At 67.3% G+C, this 14407-nt stretch carries 15 protein-coding genes; 9 read left to right on the top strand and 6 right to left on the bottom strand.

The window, feature by feature from the left end:
* Positions 1-181 precede the first annotated feature (181 nt).
* From dnaK to dapB, 3 genes are all read left to right on the top strand, one after another.
* Positions 182-2089, top strand: a complete 1908-nt coding sequence (gene dnaK / locus GGR11_RS11645; protein ID WP_183197173.1) for a molecular chaperone DnaK — start codon at positions 182-184, stop codon at positions 2087-2089.
* A 173-nt stretch (positions 2090-2262) separates the two neighbouring features.
* A complete protein-coding gene (dnaJ, locus tag GGR11_RS11640) occupies positions 2263-3465 on the top strand; it encodes a molecular chaperone DnaJ (protein ID WP_183197171.1) in 1203 nt (400 codons plus the stop codon).
* The gene (dapB, locus tag GGR11_RS11635; protein ID WP_183197169.1) at positions 3462-4211 is read left to right on the top strand and encodes a 4-hydroxy-tetrahydrodipicolinate reductase; all 750 of its coding nucleotides are present in this window, start codon (positions 3462-3464) and stop codon (positions 4209-4211) included. Before dnaJ ends, dapB begins: the two co-directional genes overlap by 4 nt.
* Before the next feature lie 244 nt (positions 4212-4455).
* On the opposite strand, the gene GGR11_RS11630 is transcribed toward dapB, so the two are convergent.
* A complete protein-coding gene (locus GGR11_RS11630) occupies positions 4456-4824 on the bottom strand; it encodes a hypothetical protein (protein ID WP_183197167.1) in 369 nt (122 codons plus the stop codon).
* Positions 4825-4975: 151 nt separating this feature from the next.
* Between GGR11_RS11630 and GGR11_RS11625 the strand changes: the two genes are divergently transcribed.
* Positions 4976-5911 (top strand): DMT family transporter, encoded by a 936-nt coding sequence (locus GGR11_RS11625; protein ID WP_183197165.1) that lies wholly within the window; start codon positions 4976-4978, stop codon positions 5909-5911.
* 10 nt (positions 5912-5921) lie between these two features.
* On the opposite strand, the gene dut is transcribed toward GGR11_RS11625, so the two are convergent.
* Both dut and coaBC read right to left on the bottom strand, forming a co-directional pair.
* On the bottom strand, positions 5922-6380 hold the full coding sequence (gene dut / locus GGR11_RS11620) for a dUTP diphosphatase (RefSeq protein ID WP_183197163.1): 459 nt from the start codon (positions 6378-6380) through the stop codon (positions 5922-5924).
* The gene (gene coaBC, locus GGR11_RS11615; RefSeq protein ID WP_183197161.1) at positions 6377-7606 is read right to left on the bottom strand and encodes a bifunctional phosphopantothenoylcysteine decarboxylase/phosphopantothenate--cysteine ligase CoaBC; all 1230 of its coding nucleotides are present in this window, start codon (positions 7604-7606) and stop codon (positions 6377-6379) included. Before coaBC ends, dut begins: the two co-directional genes overlap by 4 nt.
* A 115-nt stretch (positions 7607-7721) precedes the next feature.
* Between coaBC and GGR11_RS11610 the strand changes: the two genes are divergently transcribed.
* Both GGR11_RS11610 and GGR11_RS11605 read left to right on the top strand, forming a co-directional pair.
* Positions 7722-8261 (top strand): S-type pyocin family protein, encoded by a 540-nt coding sequence (locus GGR11_RS11610; protein ID WP_246331776.1) that lies wholly within the window; start codon positions 7722-7724, stop codon positions 8259-8261.
* A gap of 41 nt (positions 8262-8302) precedes the next feature.
* Positions 8303-9166, top strand: coding sequence for an HAD family hydrolase (locus tag GGR11_RS11605; protein ID WP_183197160.1), 864 nt, complete (start codon positions 8303-8305; stop codon positions 9164-9166).
* Positions 9167-9172: 6 nt separating this feature from the next.
* On the opposite strand, the gene GGR11_RS11600 is transcribed toward GGR11_RS11605, so the two are convergent.
* Both GGR11_RS11600 and GGR11_RS11595 read right to left on the bottom strand, forming a co-directional pair.
* Complete coding sequence (locus GGR11_RS11600; protein WP_052005148.1) at positions 9173-9520, bottom strand: PilZ domain-containing protein; 348 nt, start codon at positions 9518-9520, stop codon at positions 9173-9175.
* A gap of 131 nt (positions 9521-9651) precedes the next feature.
* Positions 9652-10179: a prolyl-tRNA synthetase associated domain-containing protein gene (locus tag GGR11_RS11595; protein WP_183197158.1), complete on the bottom strand. Its 528-nt coding sequence runs from the start codon at positions 10177-10179 to the stop codon at positions 9652-9654.
* A 36-nt stretch (positions 10180-10215) separates the two neighbouring features.
* Here GGR11_RS11595 and GGR11_RS11590 point away from each other — a divergent pair, with 36 nt between their 5' ends.
* Positions 10216-10983, top strand: coding sequence for a DUF6065 family protein (locus GGR11_RS11590; RefSeq protein ID WP_008263111.1), 768 nt, complete (start codon positions 10216-10218; stop codon positions 10981-10983).
* A 17-nt stretch (positions 10984-11000) separates the two neighbouring features.
* Here GGR11_RS11590 and GGR11_RS11585 read toward each other — a convergent pair whose 3' ends face one another.
* A complete protein-coding gene (locus tag GGR11_RS11585) occupies positions 11001-11402 on the bottom strand; it encodes a Tat pathway signal protein (protein ID WP_183197156.1) in 402 nt (133 codons plus the stop codon).
* A gap of 146 nt (positions 11403-11548) precedes the next feature.
* Here GGR11_RS11585 and ahcY point away from each other — a divergent pair, with 146 nt between their 5' ends.
* Both ahcY and GGR11_RS11575 read left to right on the top strand, forming a co-directional pair.
* Positions 11549-12940, top strand: a complete 1392-nt coding sequence (gene ahcY / locus GGR11_RS11580) for an adenosylhomocysteinase (protein WP_008261797.1) — start codon at positions 11549-11551, stop codon at positions 12938-12940.
* A gap of 33 nt (positions 12941-12973) precedes the next feature.
* Positions 12974-14182, top strand: coding sequence for a BaiN/RdsA family NAD(P)/FAD-dependent oxidoreductase (locus GGR11_RS11575; protein ID WP_183197154.1), 1209 nt, complete (start codon positions 12974-12976; stop codon positions 14180-14182).
* Positions 14183-14407: the final 225 nt, after the last annotated feature.

Below are 14407 nucleotides of genomic sequence, written 5' to 3'. Positions count from 1 at the left end.
TGAATCGCAGAACGCCCTTGCAGGCCTATGGGACTTTCCCATATCGGGGCCAGCTTCGGAGAAACCCCGAGAAGTTTGGGGCTATCCGGCATCCATCACGCCAACCCACAGGGGGCGGTCACGCGCGGCGCTTCGTCGAAGGCCGCCGCATCGCCCGCCATACGGAGAGAATAGTACGCCCATGGCCAAGATTATCGGCATCGACCTCGGCACCACCAACTCGTGCGTGGCCGTCATGGACGGCAAGAACCCCAAGGTCATCGAAAACGCCGAAGGCGCCCGCACCACCCCCTCGGTGGTCGCCCTTCAGGACGGCGGCGAGACCCTGGTGGGTCAGCCCGCCAAGCGTCAGGCCGTCACCAACCCCGCCAACACCTTCTTCGCCATCAAGCGCCTGATCGGCCGCAACTTCGACGATCCCGTCGTGGCGAAGGACAAGGGCATGGTGCCCTATGAAATCGTCAAGGGTCCGAACGGCGACGCCTGGGTCCGCGCCCACGGCAAGGATTATTCGCCCCAACAGATCTCGGCCTTCACCCTCATCAAGATGAAGGAAGCCGCCGAGGCCTATCTGGGCGAGAAGGTGACGCAAGCCGTCATCACCGTCCCGGCCTATTTCAACGACAGCCAGCGCCAGGCCACCAAGGACGCCGGCAAGATCGCCGGGCTGGAAGTCCTGCGCATCATCAACGAGCCGACCGCGGCCGCCCTCGCCTATGGCCTGGAAAAGAACGACGGCCAGAAGATCGCCGTCTATGACCTGGGCGGCGGCACCTTCGACGTCTCGATCCTGGAGATCGGCGACGGCGTCTTCGAGGTGAAGTCGACCAACGGCGACACCTTCCTGGGCGGCGAGGACTTCGACGTGCGCCTGGCCGACTATCTGGCCGACGAGTTCAAGAAGGAACAGGGCGTCGATCTGCGCCAGGACAAGCTGGCCCTGCAGCGCCTGCGCGAAGAAGCGGAAAAGGCCAAGAAGGAGCTCAGCTCCACGACCCAGTACGAGGTCAATCTGCCGTTCATCACCATGAACGCCTCGGGCCCGCTGCACCTGAACATCAAGCTGTCGCGCGCCAAGCTGGAAGCCCTGGTCGACGACCTGGTCGCCCGCACCATCGAGCCGTGCAAGAAGGCCCTGGCCGACGCCGGCCTGAAGGCCTCGGACATCGACGAAGTCGTCCTGGTCGGCGGCATGACCCGCATGCCCAAGGTGCAGGAGGCCGTGAAGGCCTTCTTCGGCAAGGAGCCGCACAAGGGCGTCAACCCCGATGAAGTCGTGGCCCTAGGCGCCGCGGTTCAGGCCGGCGTGCTGCAAGGCGACGTCAAGGACGTGCTGCTGCTGGACGTGACGCCCCTGACCCTGGGCATCGAGACCCTGGGCGGCGTCTTCACCCCCCTGATCGAGCGCAACACGACCATCCCGACCAAGAAGAGCCAGACCTTCTCGACCGCCGACGATAACCAGTCGGCCGTGACGATCCGGGTCTTCCAGGGCGAGCGTCCGATGGCGGCCGACAACAAGATGCTGGGTCAGTTCGACCTGATGGGCATCCCGCCGGCGCCGCGCGGCATGCCGCAGATCGAGGTCGCCTTCGACATCGACGCCAACGGCATCGTCAACGTCTCGGCCAAGGACAAGGCGACCAACAAGGAGCAGTCGATCCGCATCCAGGCCAACGGCGGCCTGTCGGACGCCGACATCGACAAGATGGTCAAGGAAGCCGAGGCCAACGCCGCCGCCGACAAGGTCCGCAAGGATCTGGTCGAGGCCCAGAACGCCGCCGACAGCCTGATCAACTCGACCGAGAAGGCCCTGGCCGAACACGGCGACAAGGTCGAGGCCGACGTCAAGACCGCCATCGAGACGGGCCTGACCGAGCTGAAGACCGCCCGCGAGGGCACGGACGCCGAGGACATCCGCACCAAGACCAACACCTTGGTCCAGGCCTCGATGAAACTGGGTGAAGCCATGTACGCCCAGCAACAGGGCGCCGGCGAAGGCGACGCGGCCCCGGCCGACGACGGCGTGGTCGACGCCGAGTTCGAGGATGTCTCGGACGCCGACGGCGACGAAAAGAAGAGCGCCTGATCCGCAACAGGTCGGCGAAATGATACGGCCCCGCTTGTCTTGCGATAGGCGGGGTCTTTTCATGAAACTTGCATCATTCGTCCCGGCCCCCATGTCAGCCGGGACACCGTCTTTTCCAGAACCCGCAGAGGTTCAGGGCAGGCGGCAGGGGAAGTAATGAGGACTGACGCCCGATGGCGCGTGACTATTACGAGATACTGGGCGTCGAACGGACCATCGACGCGCCCGGTCTGAAATCGGCCTATCGCAAACTGGCCATGATCCATCACCCGGACCGCAACGGCGGCTCGGAAGAGTCGATGGCCCAGTTCAAGGAAATCTCCGAGGCCTACACGGTCCTGTCGGACGACAATAAGCGTGCGGCCTATGACCGGTTCGGCCACGCCGGCGTGAACGGCGGCGCAGGCGGCGGCTTCGGCCAGGGCCAGCAGGGCTTCTCCGACATCAACGACATCTTCTCCCAGGTGTTCGGCGACGCCTTCGGGGACGCCTTCGGCGGCCGCCAGGCGGGCAGGGGCCAGCAGGGCGGACCGCGTCGCGGCTCGGACCTGCGCTATGATCTCGAGATCAGCCTGGAACAGGCCTACAAGGGCGCCGAGGTCGAGATCGACATCCCCGCCACCCTGACCTGCGAGACCTGCGAAGGCTCGGGCGCCAAGCCCGGCACAAAGCCCGTCACCTGCACCACCTGCAACGGCGCCGGCCGCGTGCGCCAGGCCAACGGCTTCTTCCAGGTCGAGCGGACCTGCCCCCGCTGCCACGGCGCGGGCCAGATGATCGCCGATCCTTGCACGACCTGTCACGGCCACGGCCAGGTCCGCAAGACCCGCACCCTGAACCTGAAAATCCCCGCCGGCGTCGACGACGGCTCGCGCATCCGCCTGTCAGGCGAGGGCGACGCCGGTCAGCGCGGCGGTCCGCGCGGCGACCTGTACGTCTTCCTGTCGGTGACCCCGCACGACCTGTTCGAGCGCGACAACCTGGACCTGCTGGTCACCGTGCCCGTGCCGATGACGGTGGCGGCCCTGGGCGGCGAGATCGACGCCCCCTGTCTGGTGTCCGACGCCTGCGACGGCAAGTGCAAGGCCTCCGTCGCCGTGCCCGCCGGCGCCCAGACCGGCAAGACCGTCCGCATTAAGGGTAAGGGCATGCCCCATCTGAATGGCCGCGCGCGCGGCGATCTGGTGGTCGAACTGTTCGTCGAGACCCCCACCGACCTGACCCCCCGTCAGAAGGAACTGCTGCAAGAGCTTGCCCTGTCGTTCGGAGAGGGGCAGAACCCCCGCAACTCCAGCTTCGCCGGCAAGGCGAAGCGCTTCTGGGCCGACATCCTGCGCAATCAGGATGCGGACGGGTCGAAAGAAAACGTGGTTTGAGCGCAATCTTCCACGCCGGCATTTCCGGCTATCGCGGCCGGATGGGTCGCGCCGTGTCCCAGGTTCTCGATGCGCGCGAGGACGTGGTCGTCGCCGCCCGGTTCGACTGGGGCGAAACCGCCGACATCTCCCTGTGCGACGTGATCATCGATTTTTCGACTCCGGACGCCTCGGTCGCCCTGGCGCAGAGTGCGGCCGAGCGCGGCGGCCCCAGCCTGGTCATCGGCTCCACCGGCTTCACGCCGGAGCAGGAGGCCGAGCTGATGAAGGCCGCCGAGAAGATCGCCATCGTCAAGAGCGGCAACTTCTCCCTGGGCGTGAACATCCTGATCGGCCTGGTCCAGCACGCGGCCCAGCGGTTGGACGCCCAGGACTGGGATATCGAAATCACCGAGGCTCACCACCGCCGCAAGGTCGATTCTCCGTCCGGCACCGCCCTGATGCTGGGCGAGGCCGCGGCCGAGGGCCGGTTCACCGACCTGGCCGACATCCGCTCCGCCCCCTATGACGGCGTTCAGGGCGAACGCGAGAGCGGCAAGATCGGCTTCTCCTCGATCCGCGCCGGCGGCATCATCGGCGAACATACGGTCCTGTTCGCCTCGGAAGACGAGGTCCTGACCCTCAGCCACTCGGCCATCGACCGGTCCCTGTTCGCCAAGGGCGCCGTCGTCGCCGCCGCCTGGGTCCGCACGCGCGGGCCCGGCCTGTACGACATGCAGGACGTGCTGGGCTTCAGGCAGGCCTGACGCTTAGGGGGCGCTTCGCGCCGCGCTACGCTCGCGACGCGGTCGCTCACGGCTTGAGCGCATTTCACGCGTCGTCACCCTCGGGCTTGACCCGAGGACCGGACCGTCGGCGCGATCATACGATGGGGACCAGCCCCCGCCGTATGTGCGGCTGAGCAGCCGATCCTCGGGTCAAGCCCGAGGATGACGGAGAGGGGGGCCTTCCGGCCTCAAGTCGCACGAAGCGCCATAGCCCCCGCAAAAATCAGTGCACCACCCGCCGTCGGCCACGGAACGCCGTGCCCGTCAGCAGGGTCTTGATGAAGAAGAAGATGGCGATGACGATCGCATAGCCCAGGAACAGGGCCAAGGCCGTCATCCAGAAACCGACGGTCAGGATCGCCGGCAGGGCGAACTCGCCGCCGTTCAGCACCGGCAGGACCGCCAGCACGATCAGATGCACCAGGGTCGCGCCCAGGGCAGTCGAGGCCAGCGACCGCCAGTCCACCATCAGCAGGGCGGCGATGATGGCGATGATCAGCCCCATCACCTGGTTGACGCCGTCGAAGCCGGCGCTGGCCAGACCCGCGATTCCACTCAGGAAATCGCCGATCTGATCGATCAGATTTTCCACGTCGTCTCTCCTGAAAGGTCAAAAACAATCGGCGCCGGTCAAGCTTGGCCGGTTCGACACGGTTAACGCCGTTCGCGCGGAAAGGCTCCCTCGGGGGTGGGCGTGAAGGCGACGCGGGCCTATGAGTGCGCCGCAACATCGAAAGGACGTCATGACGGGACGTATCGGCGGCGAGGACATCGCCCGCGGCATCGCGCTCAGGATCGCGGCGGCAGGCGCCTTTTCCGTCATGTCGGCGGTGCTGAAACTGGCCTCTCTGGACGGCGTGGTCGCCCCCGAGATGCTGTTCTACCGCGCCTTCTTCGGCCTTCCCGTCGTCCTGGCCTGGGTGCTGACCCAGCCGGGCGGCCTCGCCGGCCTGACCACGCGCCGCCCCTGGGCCCATGCGGGACGCAGCGCCCTGGGCGTCGTCTCCATCCTGTGCCTCTTCCAGACCCTGACCCTGCTGCCCCTGGCCGACGCCACCACCCTCAGCTTCACCGCACCCATCTTCGCCACCATCCTGTCTTTCTTCATCCTGAAGGAGGCGGTGGGGCCGCGCCGCTGGACCGCCGTGGCGGTGGGCTTCATCGGCGTCGTCATCGTCATGCGTCCCCTTTCGTTCGTCTCGGGGGGCGGTCACGCCATGCCGCTCGAGGGCATAGGTTTTGGCCTGATGGCGGCCCTGCTGACGGCCAGCGTCACCATCACCCTGCGCCAGTTGCGCGACACCGAGCATGTCGCCGCCATCGTCTTCTGGTTCTTCGTCGGTTCATCCGGGGTGGGGGCGATCCTGCTGCCCTTCGTCGGCCATTGGCATTCGCCCCTGACCTTCGCCCTGCTGATCGGATCGGGGATCGCCGGCGGCCTGGCCCAACTGTTCATGACCGCCTCGCTGCAAAAGGCCCCGGTCGCCGTGGTCGCGCCCTTCGACTATCTCCAGATCGTCGGCGCTGTAATCTTCGGCTGGTGGCTGATGTCCACGACCCCGACTTTGAACACCCTGGCCGGCGCCGCCCTCATCGCCGCCAGCGGCCTCTACACCGCCTGGCGTGAACACGTCCGCCGCAAGGCCGCCCTGATCCAGCCGACCGCGCCGCCGGTTTAAGAGCGTCTTTCTACCGTCCCGTCGATCCGAACCCGCCCGCCCCGCGCGCGGTCTCGTCCAGCGTCTCGACCTCGACCCAGTCGGCGCGCTCGTGTTTGGCGATCACCAGCTGGGCGATCCGCTCCCCCCGCCGGATGACGAAGGGCTCCGCGCCGATATTGGCCAGGATCACGCCGCACTCGCCGCGATAGTCGCTGTCGATGGTGCCCGGCGCATTGGGGCAGATGATGCCGTGCTTCAACGCCAGGCCCGAGCGCGCCCGCACCTGGGCCTCATAGCCCAGCGGCAGGGCGATCTTCAGTCCTGTGGGCACCAGGGCGCGCTGGCCGGGCGCCAGGGTCATCGGCTGGTCCTCGGGCACGGCGGCGCGCAGGTCCATCCCGGCCGATCCCGCCGTCTCATAGGCCGGCAGGGGCAGGCCCTCGGCATGGGGCAGGCGCAGGATCTGGACGGCGACGGGCTGGGTCATTGGACGCTCTTGAAATGGTCGGCGATACGGGCGGCGACCGCCCGGGCGATGGCGGATTTGGACTGGCGCGGCCAGGTTTCGGTCCTGTCGGCGGTGACCAGCAGGACGGCGTTGCCGTCCGAGCCGAAGACGTCGTCGGACACGTCGTTGCCGATGATCCAGTCACAGCCCTTGCGCGACAGCTTGGCCCGGGCGTTGGCCTCCAGGTCCGTGGTCTCGGCGGCGAAGCCGATCACCAGGGCCGGCCGGTTCGGACCCGGCGCGGCGATCCCGGCCAGGATGTCGGGGTTTTCGATCAGGGCCAGGGTCGGCGGGCCGCCCGGTCCCTTCTTGATCTTGCCGCCGGCGATGGTGTCCACGCGCCAGTCGGCCACGGCGGCCGACAGCACGGCGATGTCGGCCGGCAAGGCGGCTTGAGTCGCCGCCTGCATTTCCAGCGCGCTCTCCACGTCGATCCGCGACACGCCCACGGGCGCGCCCAAGGCCGTGGGTCCGGACACCAGGGTCACCTCGGCCCCTAGCTCGGCCAGGGCGGCGGCGATGGCGTAGCCCTGCTTGCCGCTGGAGCGATTGGTCAGGCCCCGCACCGGGTCGATGGGTTCGAAGGTCGGCCCGGCCGTGACCACCGCCTTACGACCCGCCAGGGGCCGCCCAGCCGCGCCCGCCAGCAGGCCCTGGATCGCGTCCAGGATCGCCGCCGGCTCGGCCATCCGGCCGGGTCCGTATTCGCCACAGGCCATCTCGCCGTCGTCCGGCCCCACCACGGCCACGCCGTGGAAGCCGGGGAAGGCCTTCAGCCGCTCCATATTGGTCTGGACCGCCGGATGCTCCCACATCCGCACATTCATCGCCGGGGCCAGCAGCACCCGCTTGTCCGTGGCGATCAATGTGGTCGAGGCCAGGTCGTCGGCCAAGCCGTTCGCCGCCTTGGCGATCAACCCCGCCGTCGCCGGCGCCACCACCACCAGATCGGCCCAGCGCGACAGCTCGATATGGCCCATGCTGGTCTCGTCGTCGGGGTGGAACAGGCCCGACCGCACCGGATGTCCGCTCAGCGCCGCCAGCGACAGGGGCGTCACGAACTCGGCCCCGGATTCGGTCAGGATCACCCGCGTCTGGCCCCCCGCCTTGGCGATCAGCCGCACCAGCTCCAGCGCCTTGTAGGCCGCTATGCCGCCGCCGACGATCAGCAGGATTTTGCGATTTGCGAGAGGGCGGCTGTCCATGGCCTTCGTCTAGCCGTCCATGACGACGCCGTCGAGACGGCCGAAAAGAACATTGCAGGAACATGAAGGTTGTGCTTATCTCGCGGAGAGCGGGTGTCCAAAGGGGGAGGCGAGGATGACGTCTGACAAGCGACAGGGTGCGGCCACAGGACTGAGGCTGATGATGTTCGGTTTGGCGGTGATGGCGCTGGCGGGGTGCGACAACGCCTCGGCGGTCCAGACGCGCGACCGCACTACGGCCGAGGCGACGCCGCTCGCCGTTACGGCGTCCGGGACGGACGGCGGCGACCAGGTTTCGACGACGCCCCAGGCCAAGCCGGTGCTGACGGCCAGCCGTCGCGAGACGGTGGATGACAAGATCGCCCGCCTGTACCAGCGCAACGGCGCCGACTTCGGCGCGGGATCGGCCGAAGACTATCTGGACAAGGTCACCGCCTTTACGGCCAAGCCCCCACGGGACGCCGAGACGGTGAAACGGCCGAACGGCGACACCCTGATCTATCAGGCCTCGACCAACACCTTCGCCGTGGTGGCGCGCGACGGCACGCCCCGCACCATGTTCAAGCCGACTACGGGCGCCGACTACTGGGCCGAGCAGAAGACGGCGGCGCCCCGCTTCGGCCAGAGGCGACAATCGACGCAGACGGCGGGCTGATATAGAGGGCGGGGTCCGACCGACGCTCTGGAGTCCGCCCGATGTCCGACGCCCCTTCCGGCGACAAGCCCTTGCTGAAGACCGCCCTGATCTATGATTTCGACGGCACCCTGGCGCGCGGCAACATGCAGGAGGTCAGCTTCATCCCCTCCGTCGGCATGGGGATCAGCGCCTTCTGGGAAGAGGCCGAGCGCATGACCAAGGAGGCCGACGGCGACGGCATCCTGATGTACATGCAGCTGATGCTGCACCATGCGCGCCAGAACGGTTCGCCGGTGACGCGCGAGACCCTGCGCCGGCACGGCGAGGCGGTGGCCTTGTTCGAAGGCCTGAAGGACCTCAGCTGGTTCGACCGGATGAACGCCTTCGGGGCGCGCTACGGACTTGAGATCGAACACTATATCGTCTCGGCCGGCCTGGAGGAGATGATCGACGGCACGCCGATCCGCCCCGCCCTGACCCATGTCTTCGCCTCCCACTATGTCTATGACGACAAGGGAGAGGCGGCCTGGCCTGCGGTCGGCGTCAACTACACCACCAAGACCCAGTATCTGTTCCGCATCAACAAGGGGGTGAAGAACCACTGGGAGCACGAGCGGATCAACCACTTCATCCCCGACGACCAGCGGCCGGTGCCGTTCGAGCGGATGATCTTCATCGGCGACGGCGACACCGACGTGCCGACCATGAAGATGATGCACACCAAGGGCGGCTTCTCGATCGCCGTCTATGACCCCCGCTCGAACGAGAAGGACCAGAAGAAGGTCTATTCCCTGATCTCCGAGGACCGGGTCAATTTCGTCGCCGCCGCCGACTATCGCGAGGGTTCGGCCCTGGACCTGATCGTCAAGGGCCTGGTCGGCCGCATCGCCATCAACGCCGGCTCCATGCCGGCGGGTCTGTAGCGATCCTCAGCGCCCGCCGGCCCTGATCCAGGCGTCGCGGGCCCCGATCAGCCGCGCTGGGGCCAGGCCGCGCAGGGACTTGGCCCCGGTCTGCCTCAGCCCGGCCTCCTGCCCCTTCTGCCAGACCACCGTCGCCGGATAGGCCACCGCCTCCGCAATATCCACCACCACCACCTCGGGCGGCAGGGCCGCGCCCCGGTCGAGCCTGAGCTTCAGGCCGCCGTCCGACAGATCGACGATCACGCAGGCCGTCTCCACACCCGGCGCACAGACGACGCCCCGCGCATTGACCGCCCGACGGGGTTCGCCGCGTCGGTCCGGCTGAGAAACGGGCTTGGGTCCAAACATACGCATGCCTCAGGACGCACAGTATCGCCGTGCGATCCTCTGTGCCGGTAGCGGACTTCGAGCCGGTCAGGAAGAGAGACGGGTCATCGAACGTCGGTTCCCGCCTTTCGACGCGCGCTCCGCCCCGGAACCGGGCTTCAACCCGTCAGGGCGCCGAAATCCAACACGATCGGCTCTCGCTCCCAGACCGCCATCACCCGGCGGAAGGCCGCCTGTTCCAGAGACGTGGTCGCCGTATTGACCAGGGGATGGAAGTTGACGATGTCGGCGTCCCACAGCCGCCGGTCCAGGACGAAGGTCACGCGGCGCTCGACGTCGTTGATCAGACCCAGGGCCGTGACCGAACCCGGGCGGACGCCCAGCGTCTCCCACATTAGGGCTTCGTTGCCGAACGACAGCCGGCCCGCCCCTATGGCGGTCGCGGCGCGCTTCAGGTCGATGACCGTGTCCTGGCGGGCCGAAATCAGCCAGAGCCGGCCTCTGTGATCCTTGAGAAACAGGTTCTTGGTGTGGGCGCCGGGCAGGTCGGCCTTGAGGTCCAGGCCTTCCTTAACGCGGAAGACGGCCGGGTGATCGTGGCTCGTGTGGGCCACGCCGTGTTCGGCCAGCCAGGCGGTCAGGGTCTCGCGGTCGAAAGCGGGTTCAGGCGCAAGGTCTGGGGTCATGGTTGAGCAGTCGCGTTTGCAGCGTTAGGAAGACGCATGGTCGATACCGTGCAGACGCGCCCGCTGGAACTGGAATGCTATCCGATGACGGCCCGGCCGCCGGACCTGGTGCCCGGCCGCCAGTCGCGCAACTGGATGGACGCCTTCATCAGCCGCCACCCCTATCGGTGCCTGCCGCTGAACATGGCCAACACCACCGGGTGGGAGATCCTGTGCCCGTTCGGCTTCACGGCCGAGTGGAACGGCGGGCCGCGCCAGGAAGACATCGTCATCACGCCCGACCGGCCCCAGCACGACCTGGACCATTTCGTCACCTCGCACTTTTCGCGCGGGGTCCTGACCATGCACCCGCAGTATCTGTTCCGCACCCCGCCGGGCTGGGGGATGATGTGCTCCGGTTCGCCCAATCACCTGAAGGACGGGATTCAGCCCCTGGTCGGTCTGATCGAGACCGACTGGCTGCCCTTCCCCTTCACCATGAACTGGATCTTCACGCGGCCGGGCCGGGTGAAGTTCGAGAAAGGGGAACCCTTCTGCTTCATCAATCTGATCGAGCACAAGAAGGTGGAGCAGTTCCAGCCGGTGATCCGCACCCTGGAATCCAACCCGGTGATGAAGGGCCAGTTCGAGGCCTGGAACCGCGCCCGCACCGACTTCAACCAGCGTCTGGCCGGCGGCGATCCCGACGCGGCCAAGGAGGCCTGGCAGCGTTACTACTTCAAGGGCGAGGTGCCCGAGGATCTGGGCGCGGCGCCGCCGACCCATTCGAACAAGCGCCGCCTGAAGTCGCCCCGCGTCGGCTGAGGCCGGTCAGCCGCGGCCTAGAGCGCCATCACCGTGCCGAGCAGGACCCGGGCCCCGGCGCGGCCCAGGGTGGTGTTGGTGGCGGCCTGCAGATCTGCGGCCAGCTGGTCGATGTTCGGCGCGGCGCCCGGACGCAGGCCGGTGGCGAACCGCTGGACGGCGGTGTTGTAGGCGGCGCGCAGACGCGGCGCAGACTGCTGGGCCCGGGTGCGCAGGGCCGCGTCGGGCACATCCACGCCGACTTCGACCGACAGGACGCCGCGCCGGCCGCCGGGACGCGGGATCGAGCCCGTGACCACCGGCAGGCGGAAATAGGTGTCGGCCGACGGGGCGGCGCCGCCGCTCGACGAGGCGCGGGCGGGAGTCGAGGCGGCGGCCGTCGCGACAAGGGCGAGACCGAGAAGAGCGCGGCGTTCCATGCCGTACTCCCTAACGGGGATCGCTTAAGAAAACCCTCAGCCCGACATCGGGCATAATGCATATAAGGATATCCTTATGTGTTTATTGCTCCTTCATGCTCCACAGGCTATGAGGGCTGGAAAGTCCCCTGCGGCCAGGAGCCCCCATGACCGACTACATCATCCGCGACATTTCTCTGGCCGATTGGGGCAAGAAGGAAATCGCGATCGCCGAGACGGAAATGCCGGGCCTGATGGCCCTGCGCGAAGAGTTCGGCGCCAGCCAGCCGCTGAAGGGCGCCCGGATCGCCGGCAGCCTGCACATGACCATCCAGACGGCCGTTCTGATCCAGACGCTGGAAGCCCTGGGCGCCGAAGTGCGCTGGGCCTCGTGCAACATCTTCTCGACCCAGGACCACGCCGCCGCCGCCATCGCCGCCTCGGGCACCCCGGTCTTCGCCACCAAGGGCGAGACCCTGGAAGAATACTGGGACTACGCGCACAAGATCTTCGAATGGGCTGACGGCGGCTATCCGAACCTGATCCTGGACGACGGCGGCGACGCGACCCTGCTGTGCGTGCTCGGTCCCAAGGCCGAGAAGGACATCTCGGTCCTGGCCAATCCCCAGAACGAAGAGGAAGAAGCCCTCTTCAAGGTGATGAAACGCTACATCGCCGAAAAGCCCGGCTTCTACTCGGCCATCCGCGACGCCATCGGCGGCGTGTCGGAAGAGACGACCACGGGCGTTCACCGCCTGTATCAGATGGCCGAAAAGGGCGAACTGCCCTTCCCCGCCATCAACGTCAACGACAGCGTCACCAAGTCCAAGTTCGACAACCTGTACGGCTGCCGTGAATCCCTGGTCGACGCCATCCGTCGCGGCACCGACGTCATGCTGTCGGGCAAGGTCGCCGTGGTCTGCGGTTACGGCGACGTGGGCAAGGGCTCGGCCGCCTCGCTGCGCCAGGGCGGCGCACGCGTGATCGTGACCGAAATCGACCCGATCTGCGCGCTTCAGGCCGCGATGGAAGGCTATGAGGTCCAGACCCTGGACGACAGCGCCGGCCGCGCCGACATCTATGTGACGACGACTGGCAACAAGGACGTCATCACGGTCGAACACATGCGGCAGATGAAGAACAACGCCATCGTCTGCAACATCGGCCACTTCGACTCGGAAATTCAGGTCGCCGGCCTGAAGAACTTCAAGTGGGACGAGATCAAGCCGCAGGTCCACCACATCGAATTCCCGGACGGCAAGAAGATCATCCTGCTGTCGGAAGGCCGTCTGGTGAACCTGGGCAACGCCACGGGCCACCCGTCCTTCGTGATGTCGGCCTCCTTCACCAACCAGACCCTGGCCCAGATCGAACTGTGGACCAACGCCAAGTCCTATCAGAACCAGGTCTACACCCTGCCCAAGCACCTGGATGAAAAGGTCGCCCTGCTGCACCTGGCCAAGCTGGGCGCCAAGCTGACCGTCCTGACCCAGGACCAGGCCGACTATATCAACGTGCCGGTCGAAGGCCCGTTCAAGGCGGACCACTACCGTTACTAAGCTCTCCCCGAGGCCGGAACCGCGAGGTTCCAAATGACGAGGGCGTCTTACGACGTCCTCGTCGTCGGGGCCGGCGCGGCCGGGATGACGGCCGCGATCGAGGCCGGGCGTCGCGGACGTCGGGTTCTGGTGGTCGATCACGCCGCCAATCCCGGCGAGAAGATCCGCATCTCCGGCGGCGGTCGGTGCAATTTCACCAATCTGGGCTGCGGGCCGGCGAATTTCCTGGGTGAGAACCCCCGGTTCGCCACCTCGGCCCTGCGTCGCTACACCCAGCACGACTTCGTCAAGCGCGTGGATCGGGCCGGCATCGCCTGGCACGAGAAGACGCTGGGCCAGCTGTTCTGCGACGACAGCGCCAAACAGATCGTCCGCATGCTCACCGACGACATGGCGGCGGCGGGCGTGACCCTGAAGATGAAGACCGGCGTCGACCGCCTAACCAAGTCCGGCGAGGACTGGAGCGTCGATCTGTCGGACGGAACCCAGGTCACGGCGACGGCCCTGGTCGTGGCGACCGGCGGCAAGTCGATCCCCAAGATGGGCGCCACCGGCTGGGCCTATGAGGTCGCGCGCCAGTTCGATATTCGCGTCACCGACACCCGCCCGGCCCTGGTTCCCCTGACCTTCGAGGCCGGCCTGCTTGAGACCCTGATCCCGCTGGCCGGCGTGGCGGTGGACGCGCGCGTCGCCTCGGCGCCCGAAGGGGCCAAGGCGCGCAAGGCCAGTTTCAGCGAGGCCATGCTGTTCACCCATCGCGGCCTCAGCGGTCCGGCCATCCTGCAGATCAGTTCCTATTGGCGCGAGGGCGAGGCCATCGTCGCGGCCATGGCGCCGGGGCGCAATGTCTTCGACGAGCTCAAGGCCGCCAAGACCGCCAACGGCCGCCAGGCCGTCCACACGGCCCTGGGCCATATCGTGCCCCGGCGGCTGGCGGAAAGCCTGTGCGAGCGGGAAGGCGCGGCGGGCAATCTGGCCGATCTGTCCGACGCGACGCTGCGGCGGCTGGATCAGGCGGTCAATGCCTGGAGCGTCAAGCCGGTCGGGTCCGAAGGCTATCGCACCGCAGAAGTGACCCTGGGCGGGATCGACACCGCCGCCCTGGACCAACAGACTCTGGCCGCCAAAACGGTTCCCGGCCTCTATTTCATCGGCGAGGCGGTCGATGTCACCGGCTGGCTGGGCGGCTATAATTTCCAGTGGGCCTGGTCCTCCGGCTGGGCCGCCGGTCAGGTCTGCTGAGCGGGGAAGGCCTGTGGCGCCACGACGCATGGCGGCGAGCCGGCCGGGCGCCTAGCTTGGATCCTGCGGAACGGGCCCCTCTGGCGTCTTCGCGATCCGGCGTCTTCCTTTCGCCGCCTCGTATCGACGCGATGTCGGACCGCACGGATGCGTCGGCGCGATAGGTCTGTGCCCCCCTCTGGGCCGGTCGCGCCGACGCCCGAACCGACCGATTCCTGACTGATC

Source organism: Brevundimonas mediterranea (assembly GCF_014196125.1).
GTDB lineage: Bacteria > Pseudomonadota > Alphaproteobacteria > Caulobacterales > Caulobacteraceae > Brevundimonas > Brevundimonas mediterranea.
The sequence above is the reverse complement of the archived record's forward strand: the minus strand, read 5'-3'. Positions and strand labels throughout refer to the sequence as shown.